This window comes from Occallatibacter sp. (assembly GCF_049582745.1).
Lineage (GTDB): Bacteria > Acidobacteriota > Terriglobia > Terriglobales > Acidobacteriaceae > Telmatobacter.
The window spans coordinates 1-20,418 of the sequence record NZ_JBAUUO010000026.1; the positions used below are offsets into that span (position 1 = coordinate 1).

Here is a 20,418-nt window from a genome sequence, read left to right on the forward strand (position 1 = left end):
TGTCGGCACTGGGGGTCCTCTACGTGCACGGAGTCAGGATCGACTGGCAGGCATTCGACCACGACTACCCGCGACGACGCCTCGCCCTCCCTACCTATCCTTTCCAGCGCGAACGATTCTGGATTGACCAGAAATCCTGCAAACCATGCGGGTCCGTGTCGTCACCCGATCTCTGGAAGTTCATGCTGGAACGCGCATCGCGGCGGGCTGAGTTTGTGCCGATCGACATGGATCTGAACAAATTCGCCGCCACGTGGCAAGCTTTGGAAGCGTTGACGGGGGCCCGGATTGTAAAAGCACTGCGCGATTTCGGGCTTTTCCTTCGCGAGGGAGAACGACATTCGGTAGAGGACATCCTGCGGTTGGCCGGCATTGGAAAATCGCAGGGCGACTTGATTTCTCGCTGGCTTCAGCGCCTTGCGACGGACCAGATTCTGGATCGAGATGACAATGCATATTTCTCTCGTGAACCGTTGCAGGAACCGGACCTCAACGCGGCGTTGGAGAAGGCCCGCAGTGCTCTGGCGGACACACCCGCGCTCTGGAACTATGTCGATCGCTGCTGCGCGTCTTTGGACGCAATTTTGCGCGGTACTTCGAGTCCTTTGGAAACTCTGTTTCCAGGTGGGTCATTTGAAACGGCCGAATTCTTGTATCAGAACTGGGTGCTGCCGCGTTACTTCAACGGGATTTTGCAGAGCGCGCTCGAATCGATGGCCCAAGCCGCGGCGCGCGATGGACGCTCGTTGCGAATTCTAGAGGTCGGCGCCGGAACGGGCGGCACAACTGCATCAGCACTTCCAGCGCTCTCCGGAGTAGACGCAGAGTATTGGTTCACGGATCTCTCGGACCTGTTCCTCTCCCGAGCCGAACGCAAGTTCAGCGACTATCCGTTCGTCCGCTATCAAGCATTTGATCTTGATCGTGATCCCGGCGAACAGGGTGTGCCGGCGCACGCCTTTGACGTAGTGGTCGCAGCCAACGTACTACACGCAACCCGCGACCTGGGGTCTACTCTCGAACGGGTGAAATCGTTACTGGTCTCCGGCGGTATTCTGCTTGCCTACGAGGTTACCGAGCATCTCCCATGGTTTGACGTAACGGTAGCTCTGATCGAGGGCTGGCAGAAACACAATGACGACCTGCGCAGGCAGCATCCACTCCTCAAGCCGGATGCATGGGCCAAGGTCTTTGATGAGCACGGCTTCGATGCGGTCGAAGCTTTCCCAAAACCAGGATCTCCGGCCGAGATACTGGGACACCACGTGCTGCTTGCGCGCGGGCCGCGGTTGGCTGGGGGCTTGGCAGCGGAGACTGTTCCCTCGAGAACTGCTTCAGCGACACCTCACAGCCAGTCAGCAAATGCAAGCGAGGAGTCAGAAGCGCAGATTATGACCGCCCGGTTAGCTTCCCTGACGCCCGCTGAACGAATTGAGGAGTTGGTGGAGTTTGTCCGTGGGCACGTAACAGCGGTGCTACGCTTGAGCCCGGAAAAGTCCCCGCGTCGCACCCAGCGCCTGATGGACATAGGCGTCGATTCACTCATGGCCGTGGAACTGGCTGGCCGCCTTACGGCTGGATTGAGGCTAAAGCGGCCGCTGCGATCGACACTGATCTTCGAGCATCCCACCATTCAAGCGATCGCCGAGTACATCGAGCGGTCCGTCCTCGACTTTCCAGCCGCCGTTAGCAACGACAAAGGGGAGCCGGAAACCGCACAGAGCATGACCGATCTCAGCGAGATCTCCGATGAGAAGATCGAGCAGATGCTGCTTGCAAAACTTAAGGAGATTAAAAAGTAGAAAAGGATGGCCTGGCCGCAGCAATGAATCAGTCCCTTATCGCATCATGACCGGGGCAATGGTGGCGAGGACCAAAACCCTCAGGCGCGACTCTGCGTGTTTGATGCACACCGCAAGAGTTGTAATACGTAAGGTAAATCGCCAACATCTACACGTGATTCTTTACCTTCTTTGAGAAAACAATCTTCAATCCCGTAAACCGCTGTGGCAACATGCGCAAACGAAAAAGATTCCAGCCGGCAGATCCCAGTCACGGATCGATTATCTCCGCGCCAACGGCGGATCACTATGAAAGTAATATATCCACATGAGAGCCAATTTCTCCTTTGGGCTATCGGAACGCGATATCCACATTTGGACTCTTCCTACCGAAGCTTCGAATGAAGTGGTCGCGAGATTTGAACGAGTTCTCGTTTCAGAAGAAGCGGACCGAGCAGCGCGGTTCCGTTTCAGGTACTTACGCGAATCGTTTGTTATAGCTCGTGGCGCTCTCCGATCCTTGCTCGGACTGTACTTGAATGTCCATCCGGCCAACATTCGTTTCGTTTACGGTTTGAGGGGGAAACCTGCTCTCGCCTTTGATACTGGTATCGAGTTCAATATGACACATTCCGGAAGCCTTGCTGTGATTGCGGTAACCATGGGTTGCCCAATCGGCGTTGATGTGGAACAGATACGCCCTCTATCGGACATGCAGGACATCGCCAATCGATTCTTTTGCCCTGAGGAAGCAACCGAAGTAATGTCTCTGCCCCTGGCTGAGCGCGAAAGAGCTTTCTTTCGCTGTTGGACGCGCAAAGAGGCTTATATCAAGGCGATTGGCGACGGACTCTCCACGCCGTTAGACGATTGTCGCGTGACTGTACAACCCAACGCAGCTGCACGTTTTGTGCATGTCGCGCACGACATTGCGGCTGCTGAAGCATGGATGCTGCATGACCTTTGCTTCGCCCCGGATTACGCAGGAGCGCTCGCCTATCGCGATCAAGAACGATCGCTCCGCTTATACCCGATCGTCGACTTAGACGGGCTTTCCGGCGTATCTTAACGTGACAGGAATCGCGGTCGGATCTGCACACTCTTTCCGAAACTCTAGCCTGTCCGACATTTTGTACCTCATCATCCGGAGGCTTCTATGCGGTGGGGTTATGCCATCCGCCATCTGCTGCAATGAGCTGGTCCGCAGCCTTCGGCCCCCACGTGCCGCGCTTGTAGGAGTGCACACGGTGATGGTGTTTGAGGACCCGATTCACCACCAGCCATGCGGCTTCAACGGCGTCTTCGCGCGTAAAGAGCGCGCCGTCGCCCTTCATGGCATCGCCCAAAAGCCGTTCGTAAGGCGTCTCCTCGCCGGGCTGTTCATCTGAGAGGTAAAGCTCTCGCTCCTCTCCGATGAATTCCTCGCCCGCAAGCTTCACGCGTGCGGCCACGGCAATCGCCGAGTTGGGAGAGAGCCGGAAGCGCACGTAATTCGGCCTGCTATTCGCCTGCACCGCATCGGCAAACAGATTCTGCGGGGGCCGCTTCAGTTTCACCATGATTTCGGTGGCGGTGACGGGTAGATATTTACCCGCACGGAGGTACCATGGCACTCCGTTCCAACGCCATGAGTCGATGAAGAGCCGCAGGGCGCAATAGGTTTCCACGTCGGAGCGCTTCGCCACGTCCGGCTCGTTTCGATAGCCGGCATACTGGCCACGCACTATATCATCGGGCTTCAGAGGGCGCATGGCCTTGAAGATCTTGGCCTTCTCGTTGTGCACATCTCCAAAGTCCCGTCCCGCGGGTGGCTCCATGCCAAGCAGAGCCACGATCTGAAAGAGATGGTTTTGAATCACGTCGCGCAGGCACCCTGCCGACTCATAAAACGCGCCGCGCGTGCCCACGCCGAAATTCTCCGACAGCGTGATCTGGACGCTGGCCACGTAATTCCGGTTCCAGATCGGATCCAGAAATGAATTCGCAAAGCGGAAGTAGAGGATATTCATGATCGCTTCCTTCCCCAGGAAGTGATCGATTCGAAAAACTGAATTTTCAGGGAACACCGCATGTGCAACCCGATTCAACTCGCGCGCCGAAGCCAGGTCCCGTCCGAAGGGCTTTTCGACAATCACGCGCGCATTCTCGGCCAGGTTCGCGGCTCCTAGTCCTTTAATAACCGTCTCGAAGAGCGCCGGTGGGATGGCGAGGTAAAACGCAGGTCGGCGCGCGTTGCCAAGCGCCTCTTTAATTGCAGTGAACGTATGACCGTCTGTATAGTCGCCGCTCACATACTGAAGCAGTGACAGTAGACGTTGAAACGCACGCTTGTCGTCGATTCCCCCCGATCGCTTGATGCTGTCCGCTGCGCGCCTCTGCAGCCGCACCAGACTCCACTTTGGGAAAGCAACGCCGATCACTGGTAAATTCAGTACGCCGCGTTTCACCATCGCATAGAGTGCCGGGAAGATCATCTTGTGCGCGAGGTCCCCGGTCGCTCCAAAGACAACCAAGGCGTCTGATTGTGAAGTCTCCATCATGTACCATTCCTTCCTTCACATGCCGTCTGCGTCGAAATATCGTCGCATCCAGCTAACCTCAAAGCACAAAGTCCCTGCAGCCGATTGTATTCGGTCCGCATGGTGTCGGCGCGCGGATGGTTACCTTTTCCGTGCCTTCGAACTGATCCTTTCGGCTCATGGAACGAGCGCGTGGCAAATGGATGTCGGACTCTTAGAGAATGCCGCTCCAGGCTCGGCAGGTCGAGTTTGCAGGGTTCGCTTCCTGTTCCGCATTCTTGGCAATCTGCCCATGCTCTTGAGTCAATTCGAGGTACTTGACAGCTTGGTCGCTCACTTTACCTATGAGAGGCTCTGGAGACAACAGAAGAGCACTTGTCATTGCCCACCTATCAACCGCTCTACCGGTTTCCATGGGCTTTAGATGATTTGAAGTCGAGGTGAAATTACTCGCGATCTGTGCAGCTGGATAGCCATCGCTGAGCAGAATGGCACAGTCTTTCTCAAGTCAGAGAGAGAGACTTGTGGCAGGACTGACCACGAGGCCGAGTGGTTTACTGCGCCTGCACCGGCGCACGAGCTTGGGTGGGGATAGAAAGCCAACCTATTGGCAGCGCAGCCGGTTTTGTATCACCGCGCACGCTGCAACCGGGCCGTTCGCCGGGGCGAATACTCGGCGGAGATGGAGAAGAGATGACGGGAAGCAAGCACAATCACGAAGGAAACAGGAGCGACAAAGGTGAGCCCGATCCCGGTCCGTACTGGAGGCGGATGCATCGCGATTGGCGCTTCTGGTTAGGTGCGCTTCTTATGGCAGTGGCGCTTGCCGTTTACGTGCTGAGCGGCGACCTGGCCTGGCTGCCACGTGGGCACCGGTTTCCGTAAGGTGGGCTCAATCGCAGGCAACTGTCCCAGCCTACTTCGATCAGCTTCCAGCGCGAATCGAGTTGGAGCATGCCGCGGATATTCTCAATCGTGGAAAGAAGATCGCAATACTCGCCGTACCTGGGGAATCTGCGTTTGAACGTAGGACTCGAATGCAAAATCAAGCTCCGCACCCTTGATCCGGCCTGTGGTTCACGTGGCGCTCACGAAAATGTCACCTGACTCTTAGTCTCGCGGTCTGTCCATGAGAACCAGATCCGAGCGCTCCTCCACGCGTTCGAGCACAACTTCGCGGCCATCAGGCGAGACGTCGAAGTCACCGATATCGAATTCGGGAGGGAGTTCGGTTAATTGCCTCGCTGATCCTGTATTCAGATCGATGAGCCAGAGATTCTTGTGCTGAATCATTCCCTGCATGACCACAATCGCGTGTCCTTCCGGCATGATGACCATGCGCCGGGCGCCTCGCGTTAACGTGATCGTGGGCAGAGGATGCGCCGCAGATTGGGCGGTAACTGCTTCCAAAGAAAAAGTGGTGCCGATATCCGGCCCTGAGAATACAAGGTAATTGCCATCGGGAGCCCACGCGGGATCGAGCGAGTATTGCTGGACAAGAGGGGTCGGAGTTCCGCCGTTGACAGGAATGCGATAGAGATGTGGGACTCCGGACTCAACAACCGCGGAAGCGATCGACTGTCCGTCGGGCGACCATGCCGGATCGCCCCGCAGATTGAGAGAATCTGCGACTATGTGCGCGTTCGTGCCGTCGCTCTGGACGACAAACAAAAGCGTTTGCTCCTGGCGTTTTACGGTGAAGGCGACATTACGTCCATCGGATGAGATTGTCGGTCCGCCGGCGACTTGCGTTCCCAACCCGTGCCACAACTCCATGGTGGTTTCACCGGCCAGTTTCCAAAGGCTGTCACCCTTGCTCGTTGCAGAAACGTATAACAAATACCCTGGACCCAGACGCGGAGAAAACCCGGCGTCGGTCGTGAGAGGGATCGGATACGGCGCAGTCCCCTGGGTGTGCGAATCGGCAATGCGCAAGCGCCACAGCGTTCTTTTCGGACTCGCGAGCGTTGCTACCAGCCTGCGACCGTCGGCGCTCGCGGCGAGCGATGTGTATCGGTCAAGTCCCGGCGCAAGGCGATGCGGAATGCGATGCTCCACGTCCACGCTGTAGAGCCACGGCCCGGAGCCATCCGGATCGGTAGCGAGATAGGCCAGCGTTCGTTTATCCAGCAGGACAGGGTAAATGATGCGTGTACTCTGCGACGTAATCCGCTGAGGCATTCCGCCGACAGAAGGAATGCGCCAGATATCCAGTTTGTCGGGCAACGAGCCCTGGACAAAGTAAATGAATTTCCCATCGGGTGACCACAGGGGAAAGTGAGCGTGAAGTCCGGCGGGCGCTGTGAAAATGGGCGTCCCTCCCGGGCGGGCGCTGCCGTCGGAGACAAAGAGCGGATCTCCCGGACCCGGAGTATGGTATGCCAGCCGCGATCCGTCAGGGGACCAATCGCACTCAGCTGCGCCATCGAGATATGGCCTTGGCTCTCCGCCAAGGGTAGGCACGGCCCAGATCCCGATGTGGCTCTCATGCGAAGCGTCCTGCTTCCTGACCCAGAAGGTAACCAAAGAGCCGTCAGGAGAAAAGCCCAGAGTGCGGAGAGAGGGATTTACGAGTTCAGGGGCGCTTCCGTGCGTGAGATTGTAATACTCTCCAGAACCAACTTGCGTCACCCAGACGTCCATTCGACCGTCCCGGTCCGACAGAAACGCAATAAAATGGCCGTCCCGGGACATCGCACCGGCTTGCTCTGTTCCACTAAAGTCCGTCACAATCTGGAACTTCGCGTCCCCGATAGGATTTCTCCAGAAATAATCTGTTCGCTGAAGCCAGAGACCTGCTCCGATCGCAAGCGCGACTGCGCCAGCAGCCACAAATGCGCGTTTCCACCTGGTGGGCAGGGACCCAGGAACAAATGAATCAGGTGCAGCTGTGCTTAGAGGTCCGGTGCGTGGAAGTCCGGCGTCATCACTCCCGTTCCCCTGGGCTTCTGGAAGATGCCGGCTGCGCGCCCATGCGTCCAACTCAGCGCGAGAAGCATAGACGGAGCCACGTTTGTCGTGGAGGTGCCGATGGACGGGCATCCCCTCCCGTTTCTCCCAGCGCTGGACAGTCGTTACGTCGCGGTTCAGATACGCCGCGATCTCCTTCCATGAGTCCAGGCGCTTTTCTGAGACGGTTTCGGGGGGCGGTATTTCCAGGGACGCATCACCCATTGCCATCTCCTGATCGACCCGGGTTGCTCAAAAGGGACTTTCGCGACCGAAGTGAGCCGATTGTACCTCGATTGGATCGGCACGGCAAAAGGCCGCATTTCACGGCAAGTCGCTGTTCTGCATGATGCCGTTTGACCTGCAGTCCTGGATGCCCGACCGTGGGTTGGTACTTCAAGCGCGATTTCTCCGCGTGGATGACCGGGCCATAAGCCCAACAGCGAGACCCGGCTCTTTGCCGGATGATGGGCATTCGGCGACCAGAACCGCGACTTTCCAACCCCGGAGGTTTTCCATGAATGGCAGAAGGTTGATTTCGGCAGTACGTATACTCCCAGTCCTGGCGTTGGCATTGGCCACCGCCGCTTTGGCGCAGCGCAATTCACCAGTGCACTTCAAAGGCTTGATCAATGATTACACTGCCTCAACCGTCAAGGGCGGTCCTTGGGAATTGCACGGAGTGTGGACCCTTGATCTGCGCAGAGGATGGGGGGGCTCCGACTTCTCAGCCGACATGACGATGTCCAACTACGGGACCACAAACGGCGTCGTCGATCCGGCCAAGCCCGGAAATACCCCTCACGTCCATCACATCGTTATGAAGGACGCAACTGTCCAATGGAACATGGATGGGTGCCCCACCTTCGCGCCTCCTACAAACAATACCATCGGCTTTCAGATTACCGGCCCGGTCAGTTTGCTTACAGGCAATGGGCAACCGGCGCCCTTCGACCCTGCTCCTCCGCAATCGCAGCTTACCGTTTGCATTACGGGAGTTAGCGGAGTAGACGGATCGGTCGCCTTTTCGAATATCACCATGGTACTCGGATCTCCGGCGAGTTCCCACTTTGGCGTAGGCACCGTGATTCATGGCGTTGTCTCCCTTGCGAACTAATTCGTGAGTCGGAATTGGCGGCACGGACTGCCGCCGTACCACCCCGTGTCCGGCTCACACATCAGAATTGGCGTAGAATAAGTGGAGCAGCACGAGCCAGTTGGCCCGGCTCGCACCCCGGGAAGCAATTGGCTCATCGAATAAGTGAGCCGATCGGTTTCCCGGTATTGGGGGCGTCACGGTTTCGACGGGATCGATTGCGGCATGGGAGGCATGTCGGGGTGTGGGCACCCGTAATCGCCTGCAAAAACAAAGTTGCCAACGATAACCTGGCACTTGCTGCTTAATTAATTAAGCAGCCGTCTCTCGCAGCTTCGCCTATGGGCAGCGAATCAGACGTCATTCAGTAGGCTGGTGGCTGCTTCTCGGTCCGTGTTGCAGCCATAAGATCATCGGACTAGCTTCGTGCGCATCTTGTCCGTTCTGAGCGTCTGAGGCGAAAACATGCGGAACCGGACTGAGCATGGATTCTCCCGGCTGACAGCGATTTCGGACGCGGGTTCGACTCCCGCCGCCTCCACCAACTTTAAGCTGCTTATTTTTCAGTAGCTTATCTTGCATGGCCAATTTGGACGCACGTTTTTGTATTTGATTTGTACGGGGCACCCCTTTTGACCGACTTCTTTTCTGCGGGCAATCTCACTTCTGAAGTGGGAGCCCCATGCTGCTCTCTGTCTTTACCCGCCACACCGCCAGCTGCAAATTCTCAAGGGACCGTGTCTGCCGCCGCTGCAATGCAGCAACTGCGCGAGATCATCTGCTTACTGCAGCCGGTCCGCGCGTGGACTATTGTATCGCTTCTTGTAACCATCCAGCTCAACCTGCAGACGCAGGTTTTCGATGTGCGGATCGTCCCACGCACGCACCAGAGTTAGTCGCCATGAATCGAAGCCAACTGCGAGGAAGGCGACTACGCGCATAACTTTCTCCAAGCCTGGCTCACAATAGAAAAGTCACTCGCTGGCGTGGTTGACTGCTTGTGCCTTTGCGTTAAGTGGCTCCTGGCCGTCTTGATCACGGACGGAGAATTCCCTTCTATCTCTCCGGGTGGCACCACGATCCACCAAAATGGTGGAGGGCGAAAGTGAGTCTTTCGCGGAGGGGACACAGCACATGAACATAAAGACTCCAGCGATTCGAATGCTCTTTGCCCGAGCATCCCGCAGGGTGATGGTGCTCTCAAAGCAACATCCGCGCGTGGTACGTTATCGATCGGTTGAGCCGGTTTTGACGCCGGAGCTTCCGCAGGAACGCGATGGAACGGTCGCCAACGTCGTGTTCCCCACGGGTATCGACCGGCGCGACGATCTTGGAACTCCGGATCGCTTCGACGTCTACTACGGGATGGCCGACAACCGGATTGGTGTGGCGCGCCTTGACTTGCCGGAACAGATACCCGCAGAGGCAGTCGCCGACGCGCCCGAGGCAAAAGTGTAGGTCTCTAGCGTTGCCAAATGATCTGGCCCGCTTCGAGCGGCACGAGCGCATCGGGATGGTGGGGAACAATGCGGGCGGTGTAGTCGCTTGCGGGCCGCGTTGCGGAGACCTGAGCTGAGTAAGTGTATGCGCCCGGTGTATCTGACCTGGGTACGGACGAATTCATGGCTTCGAAACAAGGTGACTCCCCTCGAGCGGAATCTGCGTAGAGCTCGACTCTCAGGTGATCCGGAGCTAGGGAACCATGAGCAACGTCCGCCTGAAAGAAGTGCTGCCCATCGTGGGTGTTGACCCGCACACGAACAAAATGCACGGTGCTCCAATGCCGCTCAAGGTCCTGCTTCCAGCGGAGCAGACTCGAACCGACCGCGCCATTGTCCGCAGCGCGATCGCGATAGCGCAACGCTGCAGGCAGATAATGACTCTCAGTGTATTCGCGGATGGCACGCGTCGCTGAGAACTCCGGCGTGAGTCGAGACATGCTTTCGCGGATGCGCGCCAGCCACTTCGATGGCATGCCCAACTCATCGCGCTCGTAGAACTCCGGAACGACTTCTGCTTCCAGAAGTGAATACAAAGTGTCAGCTTCCTTTGCGTCCCATCCTGAGTCTTCGCCATGTTCCTGACCGTCCCCAATGGCCCAACCCACTTCGGGCGAATATGCCTCCGCCCACCAGCCGTCCAACTCCGAGAGATTCAGGCCGCCATTGACGAGGACTTTCATGCCACTGGTTCCGCAGGCCTCCCAGGGACGTCGAGGCGTGTTGATCCAAAGGTCGATCCCCTGGACCAGTTCCTGGGCCAGCATCATGTCGTAGTCGTTGAGGAAGACCACTCGTCCCTCCACCTCCGGGCGCTTGATGAAGTCTTTCCATTGCTTGATAAGCTCCTGTCCAGGAAGATCCTGAGGATGAGCTTTTCCCGCGAGGACTAACTGAACAGGAGATCGTGGATTGGAGAGCAGCCGCACCAGCCGCTCGCTATCGTGCAAAAGAAGATTGGGACGCTTGTAGGTGGCAAAGCGCCGCGCAAATCCTAGGGTCAGTACCTCTTCATCGAAAATGCCGGCGGCATTCGACGAATCCGCGCCCTCGGCGGCAAGCTGGCACTCATAACGCTTGCGCATCTGCTTGATCAGGCCCTTTCGCCCGGCTGTGCGCAATTGCCACAGCTGACGATTTGTGATTTGGCGGATATCATCCTCGACCGGACGATCTCCGCGCCAACGCTTCTGGCCGCAGGTGGAGGTCCACAATGCATCGGCTTCGGCTGAGTCCCAGGTGGGCACGTGAATGCCGTTGGTGACCGACCCTATCGGGACTTCCTCCCTTGGCCAGCGTGGAAACAAGGTCTGGAAGATCTGCCTGCTCACTGCGCCGTGGAGCTTGCTGACGCCATTGATCTGCCCGCTGCCGCGGAATGCGAGATAAGCCATGTTGAAGTGCTCTGAATTGTCTTCCGGATGCTGTCTTCCCATGGCGAGCAAGTCATCCACCGAGATCGCAAGTTCATCCACTGCGTAGTGGCTCAGATACGTGCGAATGAGCCCGGGATCGAATCGGTCGAAGCCGGCACTTACGGCGGTATGCGTGGTGAATACATTCCCGGCTCGCGTGACTTTCATGGCAAGATCAAATGGCTTCTTGTGATCCTCCATGTAGGATCGAGCTCGTTCGAGCACCGCAAATGCCGCATGTCCTTCGTTGAGATGGCATACTTCCGGCGTGAGACCCAAAGCTCGCAACAATCGCCATCCGCCAATGCCGAGGACGATCTCCTGTTTCAGGCGCATCTCTGCGTCCCCACCATATAGCTCACTGGTAATACCGCGATGAGCCGCGGTATTGGCAAAGTCGTTGGCGTCGAGAAGATACAACTTGGCTCTTCCCACTGACACCTCCCAACAGCGAAGCCAGATCTTTGAGCCGGGAAGTTGAATTTGCAAACGTAACCATTCACCATTTGGCTGTCGCAGAGGCCGGATCGGTAACTGCCCCGGATCGTTGACTGGATAGAGCGCCTGCTGCCGGCCCTCCGAATCGAAGTCCTGACGGAAATATCCCTGCCCGTAAAGCAAGCCGACTCCGACAACCGGAATACCCAGGTCACTGGCAGCCTTCATCTGGTCGCCGGCCACGTTCCCAAGTCCGCCTGAATAGATGGGCAAGGCCTCACTCAGCATGAACTCCATGCTGAAATATGCGATTGTGGACAGTTCGGCGTCGGGATGTTTGTGTTGGAACCATGCGTCTGCCCGATAGGAGTCTTGATTCTGCCGAAGCAGACTGTCGAGCTTCCGGCGGAACGCCGGCGCGTCTAATGCAGCCTTGATTTTCTCGTGAGAGACCGTGCGCAGGATGACCCATGGGTTTTGAGTGACTGCCCAGAGGTCCTTGTCGAGCGCTTCCCACAACTCGTCCGCAGCATGGTTCCAGGACCAGTGAAGATTGTGCGCCAACTCAACCAGCGCATCAACTCCATCCACCTTGAACCAATCGGATGGCGCCTTCGGATCGTTCAATATCTCCCCCTGCGTGCCAAGTCCAAAAAGCGGAGACCGCTATCGCATCGATATGCGAGGTCGGTCTCCGCTCTGATTTCGCTCTGATAGAGCTTAACTGTCAGTGAACATGGCCTTCTGCGGATGCCCTTTGGCCAGCGGGGCGGGAGCGGCGGCATCGCTAAAGTCCTTCGTCCACTGCCAGTACCTGATCTCCGGCATATCCTCCAGATGTTCGCGGATATAGTCGTGGTGCCTGATCAATTCCTGGTTGAAGAATCTGATCGCATTCTCGGCTTGCAACCTCAGGCGAGGGATATGCTTCAATGCGTCGAGCGCAAGGTGGAAACGGCTCATTTCGTTGAGAGCCACCATGTCGAACGGAGTTGTAGTCGTGCCGTGATCCATATAACCGTGCACATGGAAGCGGCCTTCATTGGAGCGCCCGTGAACCAGGGTGTGAATGAGCCAGCGATTGTTGTGGAATGCGAAAACCACCGGCGCCGTCTCGGTAAAGAGCGCATTGAACGACATTTCGTCCATGCCGTGCGAATGCTTATCCGGAAACATCAGGGTCATCAGGTCGACAACATTGACAACGCGCACCTTGATACCCGGGACATGCTTCTGCAGCAGCCACGAGGCCGCACAGGTCTCGATCGTTGGCACATCGCCGGCGCAGGCCAGCACTACATCCGGCTCCCCGCCTCCATCGTTGGTTGCAAACTTCCACGTGGATGCGCCGCGCGAGCAATGCTCGAGAGCCTCATCCATGTTCAGCCATTGGAGTTGCGGCTGTTTGCCGCAGGTGACAACATTCACGTAATTGCGGCTCCGCAGGCAATGGTCGAAGACACTGAGTAGGCAGTTGGAGTCCGGTGGATAATACACGCGGATCACTTCACTCCTGCGCGCCAGCGCATTGTCCACGTACCCGGTTGCCTGGTGACTGAAGCCATTGTGATCGTTACGCCACGCCTGACTTGTGAGCAGAACATTGAGAGACGCGAGCGGCCTGCGCCAGGGGAACGCTTCGCATTGCTCCAGCCATTTGGCATGTTGGGTGGTCATCGAATCAACTACCTGCGCGAATGCTTCATAGGAGGACCACATGCCATGCCGACCCGTAAGCAAGTACCCTTCAAGCCATCCCTGGCAGAGATGCTCGCTTAGTACCTCCATCACGCGGCCATCCGGGCCGAGTTCGTCGTCGATCGAGACAATCTCCGCCATGGAGCAACGCTTGGTGGCTTCGAAGATGGAATTCAGGCGATTGGAATTCGATTCGTCGGGACAGAACATGCGAAAGTTCTTCGGATTCATTCTGAAAATGTCGCGGAAGAAATCTCCGAGTTTTCGTGGCGCCTCGGCCAGAACCTGACCGGGGCCGGGGATTTCGAGGGCGTAATCGGTAAAGTCGGGCAGTGCCAGGGTGATCAACTCGCGCCCGCCATTCACATGGGGATTGCCACCCATGCGACGATTTCCAACGGGCGAGAGAGCCGCTAAATCTTCGATGAACTTGCCGTTCTCGTCGAATAGTTCCTCGGCTTTGTAGCTCTTCATCCAGGCTTCAAGAATCTTGAGATGTTCAGGATTCTCACGGACCGTTGCCAGCGGCACCTGATGCGCGCGGAACGTACCTTCGATGGGGACTCCATCCACTTCCTTCGGACACGTCCATCCCTTGGGCGTGCGAAAGATGATCATGGGCCAGACGGGCTGCTTTTTGAATCCGTTCTTGCGCGCCTCCTGTTGAATTCCACGAATCTCGGTGTAACAATCCTCAAGCGTTTGCGCAAGAAGTTGATGCACGACCTCGGGGTCATCGCCCTCAACAAAGTAAGGCTTGTAACCGCGGCCCACATAGACAGCCTTCAAGTCTTCGTCGCTCGTCCGACCCTGGGCAGTTGGCCCGGAGATTTTGTATCCATTGAGATGAAGAATCGGCAGGACCGCGCCGTCTCGAACCGGATTGACGAAATTGACCGACTTCCAGCTTCCTTCAAGCGGGCAGGTCTCGGACTCGCCATCTCCGACAACGCAGGCGACAATCAGGTCCGGATTGTCGAAGGCGGCGCCAAATGCGTGAACCAGCGAATAGCCAAGCTCGCCACCTTCGTGCATGGAGTTCGGTACGTGCGGTCCGCAGTGGCTGGGCACGCCGCCCGGCGTCGAGAACTTCCGGAACATGAGCCGCAGGCCGTCCTCATCGTGTGTGATCTCCGGATGAACCTCGGTGTAAGAGCCCTCGAGATAGGAGCAGGCATTCAGAGAAGGACCTCCGTGCCCCGGACCGGAGATGTAGATGATGTCGGCATCATGCTCTTTGATCAGCCGGTTCAAGTGGATGTAGATGAAGTTCTGTCCAGGCGAGGTTCCCCAGTGACCGAGCAACCTTGGCTTGATCTGCTCCGCCTTGAGCGGCGAGCGCAGCAGGGGATTGTCAAAAAGATAGATCTGGCCGATGCAAAGATAGTTCGCGGCACGCCAGTAGCGATTCATCTTTTCGAGCAAATCGGGCGAAAGCGGCCCCTTCGGTGCCGGGGCTCTCGCCTTGCTCTTGCCATCTGCCGCAATAGCCGTGGATAAGGACACATCGAAGATAAACCCGGATGAATTGCCATATTGATCGAAATTCTTGCTGAAGGGCTGAGGCGTATCGTCCTTCTCAACGTTGATGGGAACTTCGGTGGTCGACATCGTAGCGTATCCTTTCTCATTCTCCGCAACTGCGCACATACTGGCAGCGGCTTCAGGCTTCAGGTTGATTCGCTTTGACTGTGATACGGCGCGGCCTTACGCGGCAAGGTTCTTGCGAATTGATTTCGATTCGGCCAGATGCTTCGGAGTGGTTGCGGGATAGGTTGGTTTTAGCCCCCTCAACTCATCAAGAACGATCTGAGAGACGATCAGGCGGGCGTCGTTCTTGTGAAGCTGCTGCAATGCGCTGAGATCCTTCACGTGTTTTTCAAGCAGCTTTTGATAGTGCTTCTTCGACTTGGTCAGAGCCGGACCGGCCGTCGGCCACTCGCTCAGGTCCAGCTTCTTGCCTGGCGGCACGTGGTAGCTCTTGGAATCAATCGTCATCCTGTCCCTTCAATGTTGCCTATGCGGCGGGCTTCTTCTTTGCCGCCGCTTCGAGATGGGTTTCCCGCTCCGCTTCATGCCAGTCCTGGTCCTGCTGGCTTTCGCCATGAACTCGCTGTTGATAAATCTCATAAGCCCGAGTTGCAATCTGCCGAGTGTCGCCGGCGGGCACCGCGGTTTGCAGCGTCGCCTTCTTGATCGGATCGAAGATGCGATAGGCGAGAAGCTTCACACGATCGTTGATGAGTGCCCAGGCAAGTGCGTAGGCCCAGACGAGTCCCGCCCATTTCCAGCCGAGTGGCGCCATGAAGACTCCGTATACCGCAATGAGTGTCGCGATCGCCTGCGTGCCTACAACTGCAATCAGCAGAATCTTCGCTGGGCGTATCGACCAGAATGGCCCTCGTGTACGCGTAAGGAAAATGGTCAGATGGCCGGCCACGGAAAGCTTGAGGTACATCAGTGTCTGGACGGTCAGACGGTCCATGTGGAAGACGCGCTCACCCAGATAGAACAAGAGAAACGCAGAGACAACGCCAATGACTCCCAGCACGGTGGAGATGGACAGCACAAGCCGCATGTTCCATGCTTCGGGCTTGTTTCTATAGAACACGTTGTCATAAGCAATCGACAGAATAGCCCCGTCGTTGAGGAGCGCGATCATCACGATCATGACTGCCGTCACCGGATAGAAATTGAAGACCAGGATGGCAAGTGTCATGAAGAACAGCACGCGCAGCGTCTCGGCGATGCGGTAGATGGCATAGCTATTCATGCGCTGGAAGATGCGGCGACTCTCTTTGATCGCGTCGATGATTACGGAGAGACCGGAAGTGAGTAGGACAATAGAAGCTGCCGCTCTGGCTGCGTCGGTTGCGCCGGAGACGGCAATGCCACAGTCGGCCTTTTTCAGCGCAGGCGCGTCGTTCACTCCATCGCCGGTCATGCCGACGATGTGGCCGCAGGTCTGCAACACGTCCACGATATGAAACTTGTGCTCGGGGAAAACCTGCGCGAAGCCGTCAGCCTTCTCGATCTCCTCAATTACCTGCGGAGTCTCCTTCTTCTTTGTGTCGCCGAGCGCGCTGGCGTCCAGGATATTGACGCCCAGGCCCAGTTCTTTCGATGTTTCCCGGGCAATGGCAATTTGATCGCCCGTCACCATTTTGATTTTGACGCCCATTTTGACGGCGTTGACGATGGTTTCTTTGGCATCCGTACGCGGCGGATCGAACAAGGGCAACATGCCGACAAACTTCCATTTGCCTTGCTCATCGGCTCTGGCCACGCCCAGGGAGCGGAAGCCGCGGCCGGCAAAATCAAGAATGGCTTTGTCTGCCGCTGTCTTGACTTCGGCGGCATTGGTCGCCATCTGCAGAATGACCTGCGGCGCTCCCTTGGCTACAAAGAACTGCTTCCCGTCCGCCCCTTTGACGGTTGCTTCCGTGCGTTTATGCACCGGATCGAAAGGCACAAAGTGAAGCACTTGGCAGCTCTTCAGTTCCTTGTCATCCTTTACACCGCCAATTACCGCCAGGTCGATGGTGTCCTTGTCTTCCGCGCGGGAGGCCAGCGCTGCCCAGAGAACGACGTTCGCAGCAGCGATTCCGTCAATGCAGAAGGGATCGCCCAGTGTGAGTTTGTTTTGCGTAAGTGTGCCGGTCTTGTCCGAGCAGAGAACGTCTACGCCGGCCAGTTCTTCAATCGCTGAAAGGCGGGTTACAATTGCTTCCTTCTTCGCCAGCAGGCGTGCCCCCACTGCCATGGTCACCGCCAGTACAGTCGGCATGGCGACGGGGATGGCAGCTACCAGAAGCACCAGGCAGAATTCCAGCGTTGTGAGGACCTTGTCTCCGCGGAAGAGGGCGAAGACCAGAATCAAGGCGACCAGTGCTACCGCCAAAATGATCAGGTGGTCGCCGATCTTCATCACTGCCTTTTGAAAGTGGCTGACTGTATGAGCCTGTTCAACGAGCTGCGCGGTCTTGCCAAAGTAAGTGTTCGACCCAGTGGCATAGACGATGGCGTCAATCTCACCCTGCCGGACGATGGAGCCTGAGTAGACCGCACCGCCGGGCTTTGCAGTGACCGGCAGGGACTCGCCGGTCAGCGCGGACTGATCTACCTCGATCGAATCGCCATCGAGGAGCCGTGCATCGGCGGGAACGATGTCACCCAGCCGGAGACGAATCACGTCACCGGGTACCACCTCGCTCGCTTTTGGATCTCGCCACCTGCCGTCCCGCTTGACTTTCGCCTTGATTGCCAAACGGGATTTCAGCGCGGCGATGGCATTTCCCGCCTGGTGTTCTTCCCAGAATCCGACCAGAGCGTTGGACAAAAGCAGCACAAGGATGACGAAGAAGTCGAGCCAGTGCTGGACAATCCCGGAGAGGATCACGGCGGCTTCAATCATCCACGGAATCGGACCCCAGAAGTAGGAGAGAAACTTCAGGTATTCGTTGGTCTTCTTTTCCTCAATCGCGTTCGGCCCATACTGCGCCTGGCGCTTCGTAGCCTCGGCCTGCGTGAGTCCGTCAGCCGATGCACCAAGCTTTTTCATCAGCTCAGGCATGGCGAGCGTTTTCAGGGAATCCTTATCATCCTTGGGTTCGAGCTTATCTGTTTTCGACTCCACTTGAGATATGCTCCTGTTCTTGCTCGGTTGAACACGGCGTATCGCTACTATGGCGGAAGAACAGCTCTCAAACCAGCCGTCGCCCGGTGTTCCGGTGACAGTCAGCGAAAATCCTGACGCCACATCATTGCCCGCTTAGAGGGCCTCCTGTCGCGCGAATGCACGATGAAACTCGACGCTCTGAGATGGCGGGGCCGATGAATGTTGCCCGGACCGTTGGCAAAGCCGGATATCTTAGGATCCCGACGTCCTTCTATTTTGAAATGATCTCGTGATCCTGATCGTAACTCTGCTCTCTATGTGACGCCTTCTCTGCTACTTTTTCAGCAACGCGCTCAATCCGCTTCGTTGCTGCTGCATCCGAGGTTGTCTCATTCCCGAGCTTTGTCACTTCTGGATTCTCAAATTGTTCCGGCATGGTTGCACTCCTTTCATAAAGATGAACCGCGTTGCCATCAATTTCTGGTCAGTTTTGCTCCCCTTCGCCGTCGCAGGGTGATTTGAGACTTGTCTCTGGAGAAGTGGTCCCTTTTGCACAGCTTTTCGCTGACCGGAAGAACAGACTGATATCGAAGCAGTGTGCAGTTCCGAGGGCAGCCGCACCAGCTATCGATGAGCCGAGAACCAGCGCAGCATCCTCCTGCGGATTGCCATGCTGGTCTTGTCCCTTTTCCTTTTTCCTAAAGAGGTGGCCATGAACGCCCTGCTGATCTACCCGGAATTCCCTGACACGTTTTGGAGCTTCAAGCACGCGCTCAAGTTCCTGGGCAAGCAAGCTGCCCAGCCTCCCTTGGGTCTGATGACAGTTGCCGCGCTATTGCCGGGAGCCTGGAAGAAGCGGCTCGTCGATACGAACGTTGAGCGATTGAGTGACCGCGATCTCGACTGGGCCGATGTAGCCCTTGTGAGCGGGATGCACATCCAGCGCAATTCCCTCGCAGCCATCGTTGAACGATGCCGCGAGCGTGGGCTGCGAACCGTTGTAGGCGGGCCGATCGCGAGCAGCCTTTCCCCCAAAGACCTCAAAGCGGATCATGTAGTCATCGGTGAGGCAGAGGGCATCATTGCTGGTCTTGCACGAGACCTGGAACAAGGAACTGCCAGACCCGTTTATCAAGCTGTGCAGAGACCGGAAATGAGTTCCAGCCCGCTGCCGGACTTGAGATTGATCAAGATGCACCGCTACTCAACCATGGCCGTGCAATATTCGCGCGGCTGCCCGTTCAACTGTGAATTCTGCGACATCATCGAAATTTATGGGCGGCGCCCGCGCACAAAGGCGGTAGCGCAGGTGTTGGCCGAACTGGACCAACTGCGCGCGGCGGGCTGGCGGGAAGCCGTATTCATCGTTGACGACAACTTCATTGGCAACAAGGCGCGCGCAAAGGAGCTCTGCGTAGCCCTGGCGCAGTGGCGCGGCCAATACAAAACCAGCTTCGACTTCAATACCGAAGCTTCACTCAATCTCGCCGACGACCCTGAGTTGATGCAGTTGATGAAAGACGCCGGCTTTGTCTCGGTCTTTCTGGGTATTGAGACTCCTGATGAATCCGGGTTGATCGCGGCCAACAAGCTGCAGAATACCCGGCGCAGCTTGCTCGACAGCGTGGCCACGATCCAGAGTTATGGAATGCAGGTGATGGGTGGCTTCATCCTCGGCTTCGATACCGACCGCGAAGACATTTTCGACCGCATGGTGGAGTTCATTCAAAAGAGCGGTATTCCGGTAGCCATGGTAGGGCTTTTGCAAGCCATGCCAGGGACTCAACTGTTTCGACGTTTGCGCAAAGAGGGAAGGATCCTGGATGCAGGTCAGGGGGACAACACGGATGACAAACTCAATTTCCTTCCCGCCATGGACGCGACGCAACTGGTGGAGGGATACCGCTCGGTGTTGGAGAGGATCTACTCTTGTGAGGCCTACTATGAGCGCGTCAAGCTTTACCTGAGCCGCACCCACCCGCGGCCCAGTGAAGCAAGCGACAGAGCGCAAAGTACCAGGCAGAAGTGGCTAACCAAGGCCAACGCCCGCGCCTTCGTCACGTCAATTGTTCGGCAGGGAGTGTTTGGCAAGCAACGCTGGAGCTATTGGAAGTTCCTGATGTCGGTAGCAACTCGTTATCGCCATTGCGTCGGGGCGGCGATGACGCTGGCGGTGATGGGTTATCACTTCCAGGTTATGACCAGCAGATTGTCTCAGTCCGGAGGGTCTGCAACTCTAGTCAGACACATCGGAGCGGCTGCCGCCTCACAAGCCACTCAGGGCGATGTCTGAAGTCAACAGGCAACAGGATTTTTGTCGGAGTGGATTTACCTCCATGACATTCTTCCATGACTTTCTCCACACCGGACCACAGTTCTCTCTGGATGCATCTTGAATTCCAACG

General features: G+C 56.9%; 14 protein-coding genes and 1 other RNA gene. 7 read left to right on the forward strand and 8 right to left on the reverse strand.

Annotated features, from left to right (window positions below; genetic code table 11):
- Both WCA10_RS03310 and WCA10_RS03315 read left to right on the forward strand, forming a co-directional pair.
- Nucleotides 1–1,802: methyltransferase (locus tag WCA10_RS03310; RefSeq protein WP_472821066.1), on the forward strand; the 1,802-nt coding region annotated here is incomplete at its 5' end.
- 307 nt (nt 1,803–2,109) lie between these two features.
- Complete coding sequence (locus WCA10_RS03315) at nt 2,110–2,850, forward strand: 4'-phosphopantetheinyl transferase family protein (RefSeq protein WP_472821067.1); 741 nt, start codon at nt 2,110–2,112, stop codon at nt 2,848–2,850.
- An 85-nt stretch (nt 2,851–2,935) separates the two neighbouring features.
- Here WCA10_RS03315 and zwf read toward each other — a convergent pair whose 3' ends face one another.
- The gene (zwf, locus tag WCA10_RS03320; RefSeq protein WP_472821068.1) at nt 2,936–4,321 is read right to left on the reverse strand and encodes a glucose-6-phosphate dehydrogenase; all 1,386 of its coding nucleotides are present in this window, start codon (nt 4,319–4,321) and stop codon (nt 2,936–2,938) included.
- A gap of 672 nt (nt 4,322–4,993) precedes the next feature.
- On the opposite strand from zwf, the gene WCA10_RS03325 reads away from it, so the two are divergent.
- Entirely contained in the window at nt 4,994–5,185 is a 192-nt protein-coding gene (locus WCA10_RS03325) for a hypothetical protein (RefSeq protein WP_472821069.1), read from the forward strand.
- A 225-nt stretch (nt 5,186–5,410) separates the two neighbouring features.
- On the opposite strand, the gene WCA10_RS03330 is transcribed toward WCA10_RS03325, so the two are convergent.
- Nucleotides 5,411–7,474 carry a helix-turn-helix transcriptional regulator gene (locus WCA10_RS03330; RefSeq protein WP_472821070.1) on the reverse strand — a complete coding sequence of 688 codons (2,064 nt, stop codon included), beginning with the start codon at nt 7,472–7,474 and terminating at the stop codon, nt 5,411–5,413.
- Nucleotides 7,475–7,766: 292 nt separating this feature from the next.
- Between WCA10_RS03330 and WCA10_RS03335 the strand changes: the two genes are divergently transcribed.
- Both WCA10_RS03335 and ssrA read left to right on the forward strand, forming a co-directional pair.
- A complete protein-coding gene (locus tag WCA10_RS03335; protein WP_472821071.1) occupies nt 7,767–8,366 on the forward strand; it encodes a hypothetical protein in 600 nt (199 codons plus the stop codon).
- 169 nt (nt 8,367–8,535) lie between these two features.
- Nucleotides 8,536–8,889: a transfer-messenger RNA gene (gene ssrA, locus WCA10_RS03340) on the forward strand.
- 238 nt (nt 8,890–9,127) lie between these two features.
- On the opposite strand, the gene WCA10_RS03345 is transcribed toward ssrA, so the two are convergent.
- Nucleotides 9,128–9,286, reverse strand: a complete 159-nt coding sequence (locus tag WCA10_RS03345) for a hypothetical protein (RefSeq protein ID WP_472821072.1) — start codon at nt 9,284–9,286, stop codon at nt 9,128–9,130.
- A 193-nt stretch (nt 9,287–9,479) separates the two neighbouring features.
- On the opposite strand from WCA10_RS03345, the gene WCA10_RS03350 reads away from it, so the two are divergent.
- Nucleotides 9,480–9,803 (forward strand): glycoside hydrolase family 130 protein, encoded by a 324-nt coding sequence (locus WCA10_RS03350; RefSeq protein ID WP_472821073.1) that lies wholly within the window; start codon nt 9,480–9,482, stop codon nt 9,801–9,803.
- 4 nt (nt 9,804–9,807) lie between these two features.
- On the opposite strand, the gene glgP is transcribed toward WCA10_RS03350, so the two are convergent.
- From glgP to WCA10_RS03375, 5 genes are all read right to left on the reverse strand, one after another.
- Nucleotides 9,808–12,324 carry an alpha-glucan family phosphorylase gene (glgP, locus tag WCA10_RS03355; RefSeq protein ID WP_472821074.1) on the reverse strand — a complete coding sequence of 839 codons (2,517 nt, stop codon included), beginning with the start codon at nt 12,322–12,324 and terminating at the stop codon, nt 9,808–9,810.
- A gap of 93 nt (nt 12,325–12,417) precedes the next feature.
- A complete protein-coding gene (locus WCA10_RS03360; protein WP_472821075.1) occupies nt 12,418–15,006 on the reverse strand; it encodes a phosphoketolase family protein in 2,589 nt (862 codons plus the stop codon).
- A gap of 96 nt (nt 15,007–15,102) precedes the next feature.
- Nucleotides 15,103–15,393 (reverse strand): hypothetical protein, encoded by a 291-nt coding sequence (locus WCA10_RS03365; RefSeq protein WP_472821076.1) that lies wholly within the window; start codon nt 15,391–15,393, stop codon nt 15,103–15,105.
- Between the two features lie 19 nt (nt 15,394–15,412).
- Nucleotides 15,413–18,031, reverse strand: a complete 2,619-nt coding sequence (locus WCA10_RS03370; protein WP_472821077.1) for a plasma-membrane proton-efflux P-type ATPase — start codon at nt 18,029–18,031, stop codon at nt 15,413–15,415.
- Between the two features lie 253 nt (nt 18,032–18,284).
- A complete protein-coding gene (locus tag WCA10_RS03375) occupies nt 18,285–18,449 on the reverse strand; it encodes a hypothetical protein (protein WP_472821078.1) in 165 nt (54 codons plus the stop codon).
- Nucleotides 18,450–18,725: 276 nt separating this feature from the next.
- Here WCA10_RS03375 and WCA10_RS03380 point away from each other — a divergent pair, with 276 nt between their 5' ends.
- Nucleotides 18,726–20,306 carry a B12-binding domain-containing radical SAM protein gene (locus WCA10_RS03380; RefSeq protein ID WP_472821079.1) on the forward strand — a complete coding sequence of 527 codons (1,581 nt, stop codon included), beginning with the start codon at nt 18,726–18,728 and terminating at the stop codon, nt 20,304–20,306.
- The last annotated feature ends 112 nt before the right edge of the window (nt 20,307–20,418 follow it).

What these genes read in the sequence shown, in the direction of transcription:
- WCA10_RS03315 (WP_472821067.1), top strand. Translation starts at nt 2,110, where the DNA reads ATGAGAGCCAATTTCTCCTTTGGGCTATCGGAACGCGATATCCACATT.
- zwf (WP_472821068.1), bottom strand. Translation starts at nt 4,321, where the DNA reads ATGATGGAGACTTCACAATCAGACGCCTTGGTTGTCTTTGGAGCGACC.
- WCA10_RS03325 (WP_472821069.1), top strand. Translation starts at nt 4,994, where the DNA reads ATGACGGGAAGCAAGCACAATCACGAAGGAAACAGGAGCGACAAAGGT.
- WCA10_RS03330 (WP_472821070.1), bottom strand. Translation starts at nt 7,474, where the DNA reads ATGGGTGATGCGTCCCTGGAAATACCGCCCCCCGAAACCGTCTCAGAA.
- WCA10_RS03335 (WP_472821071.1), top strand. Translation starts at nt 7,767, where the DNA reads ATGAATGGCAGAAGGTTGATTTCGGCAGTACGTATACTCCCAGTCCTG.
- WCA10_RS03345 (WP_472821072.1), bottom strand. Translation starts at nt 9,286, where the DNA reads ATGCGCGTAGTCGCCTTCCTCGCAGTTGGCTTCGATTCATGGCGACTA.
- WCA10_RS03350 (WP_472821073.1), top strand. Translation starts at nt 9,480, where the DNA reads ATGAACATAAAGACTCCAGCGATTCGAATGCTCTTTGCCCGAGCATCC.
- WCA10_RS03360 (WP_472821075.1), bottom strand. Translation starts at nt 15,006, where the DNA reads ATGTCGACCACCGAAGTTCCCATCAACGTTGAGAAGGACGATACGCCT.
- WCA10_RS03365 (WP_472821076.1), bottom strand. Translation starts at nt 15,393, where the DNA reads ATGACGATTGATTCCAAGAGCTACCACGTGCCGCCAGGCAAGAAGCTG.
- WCA10_RS03375 (WP_472821078.1), bottom strand. Translation starts at nt 18,449, where the DNA reads ATGCCGGAACAATTTGAGAATCCAGAAGTGACAAAGCTCGGGAATGAG.
- WCA10_RS03380 (WP_472821079.1), top strand. Translation starts at nt 18,726, where the DNA reads ATGAACGCCCTGCTGATCTACCCGGAATTCCCTGACACGTTTTGGAGC.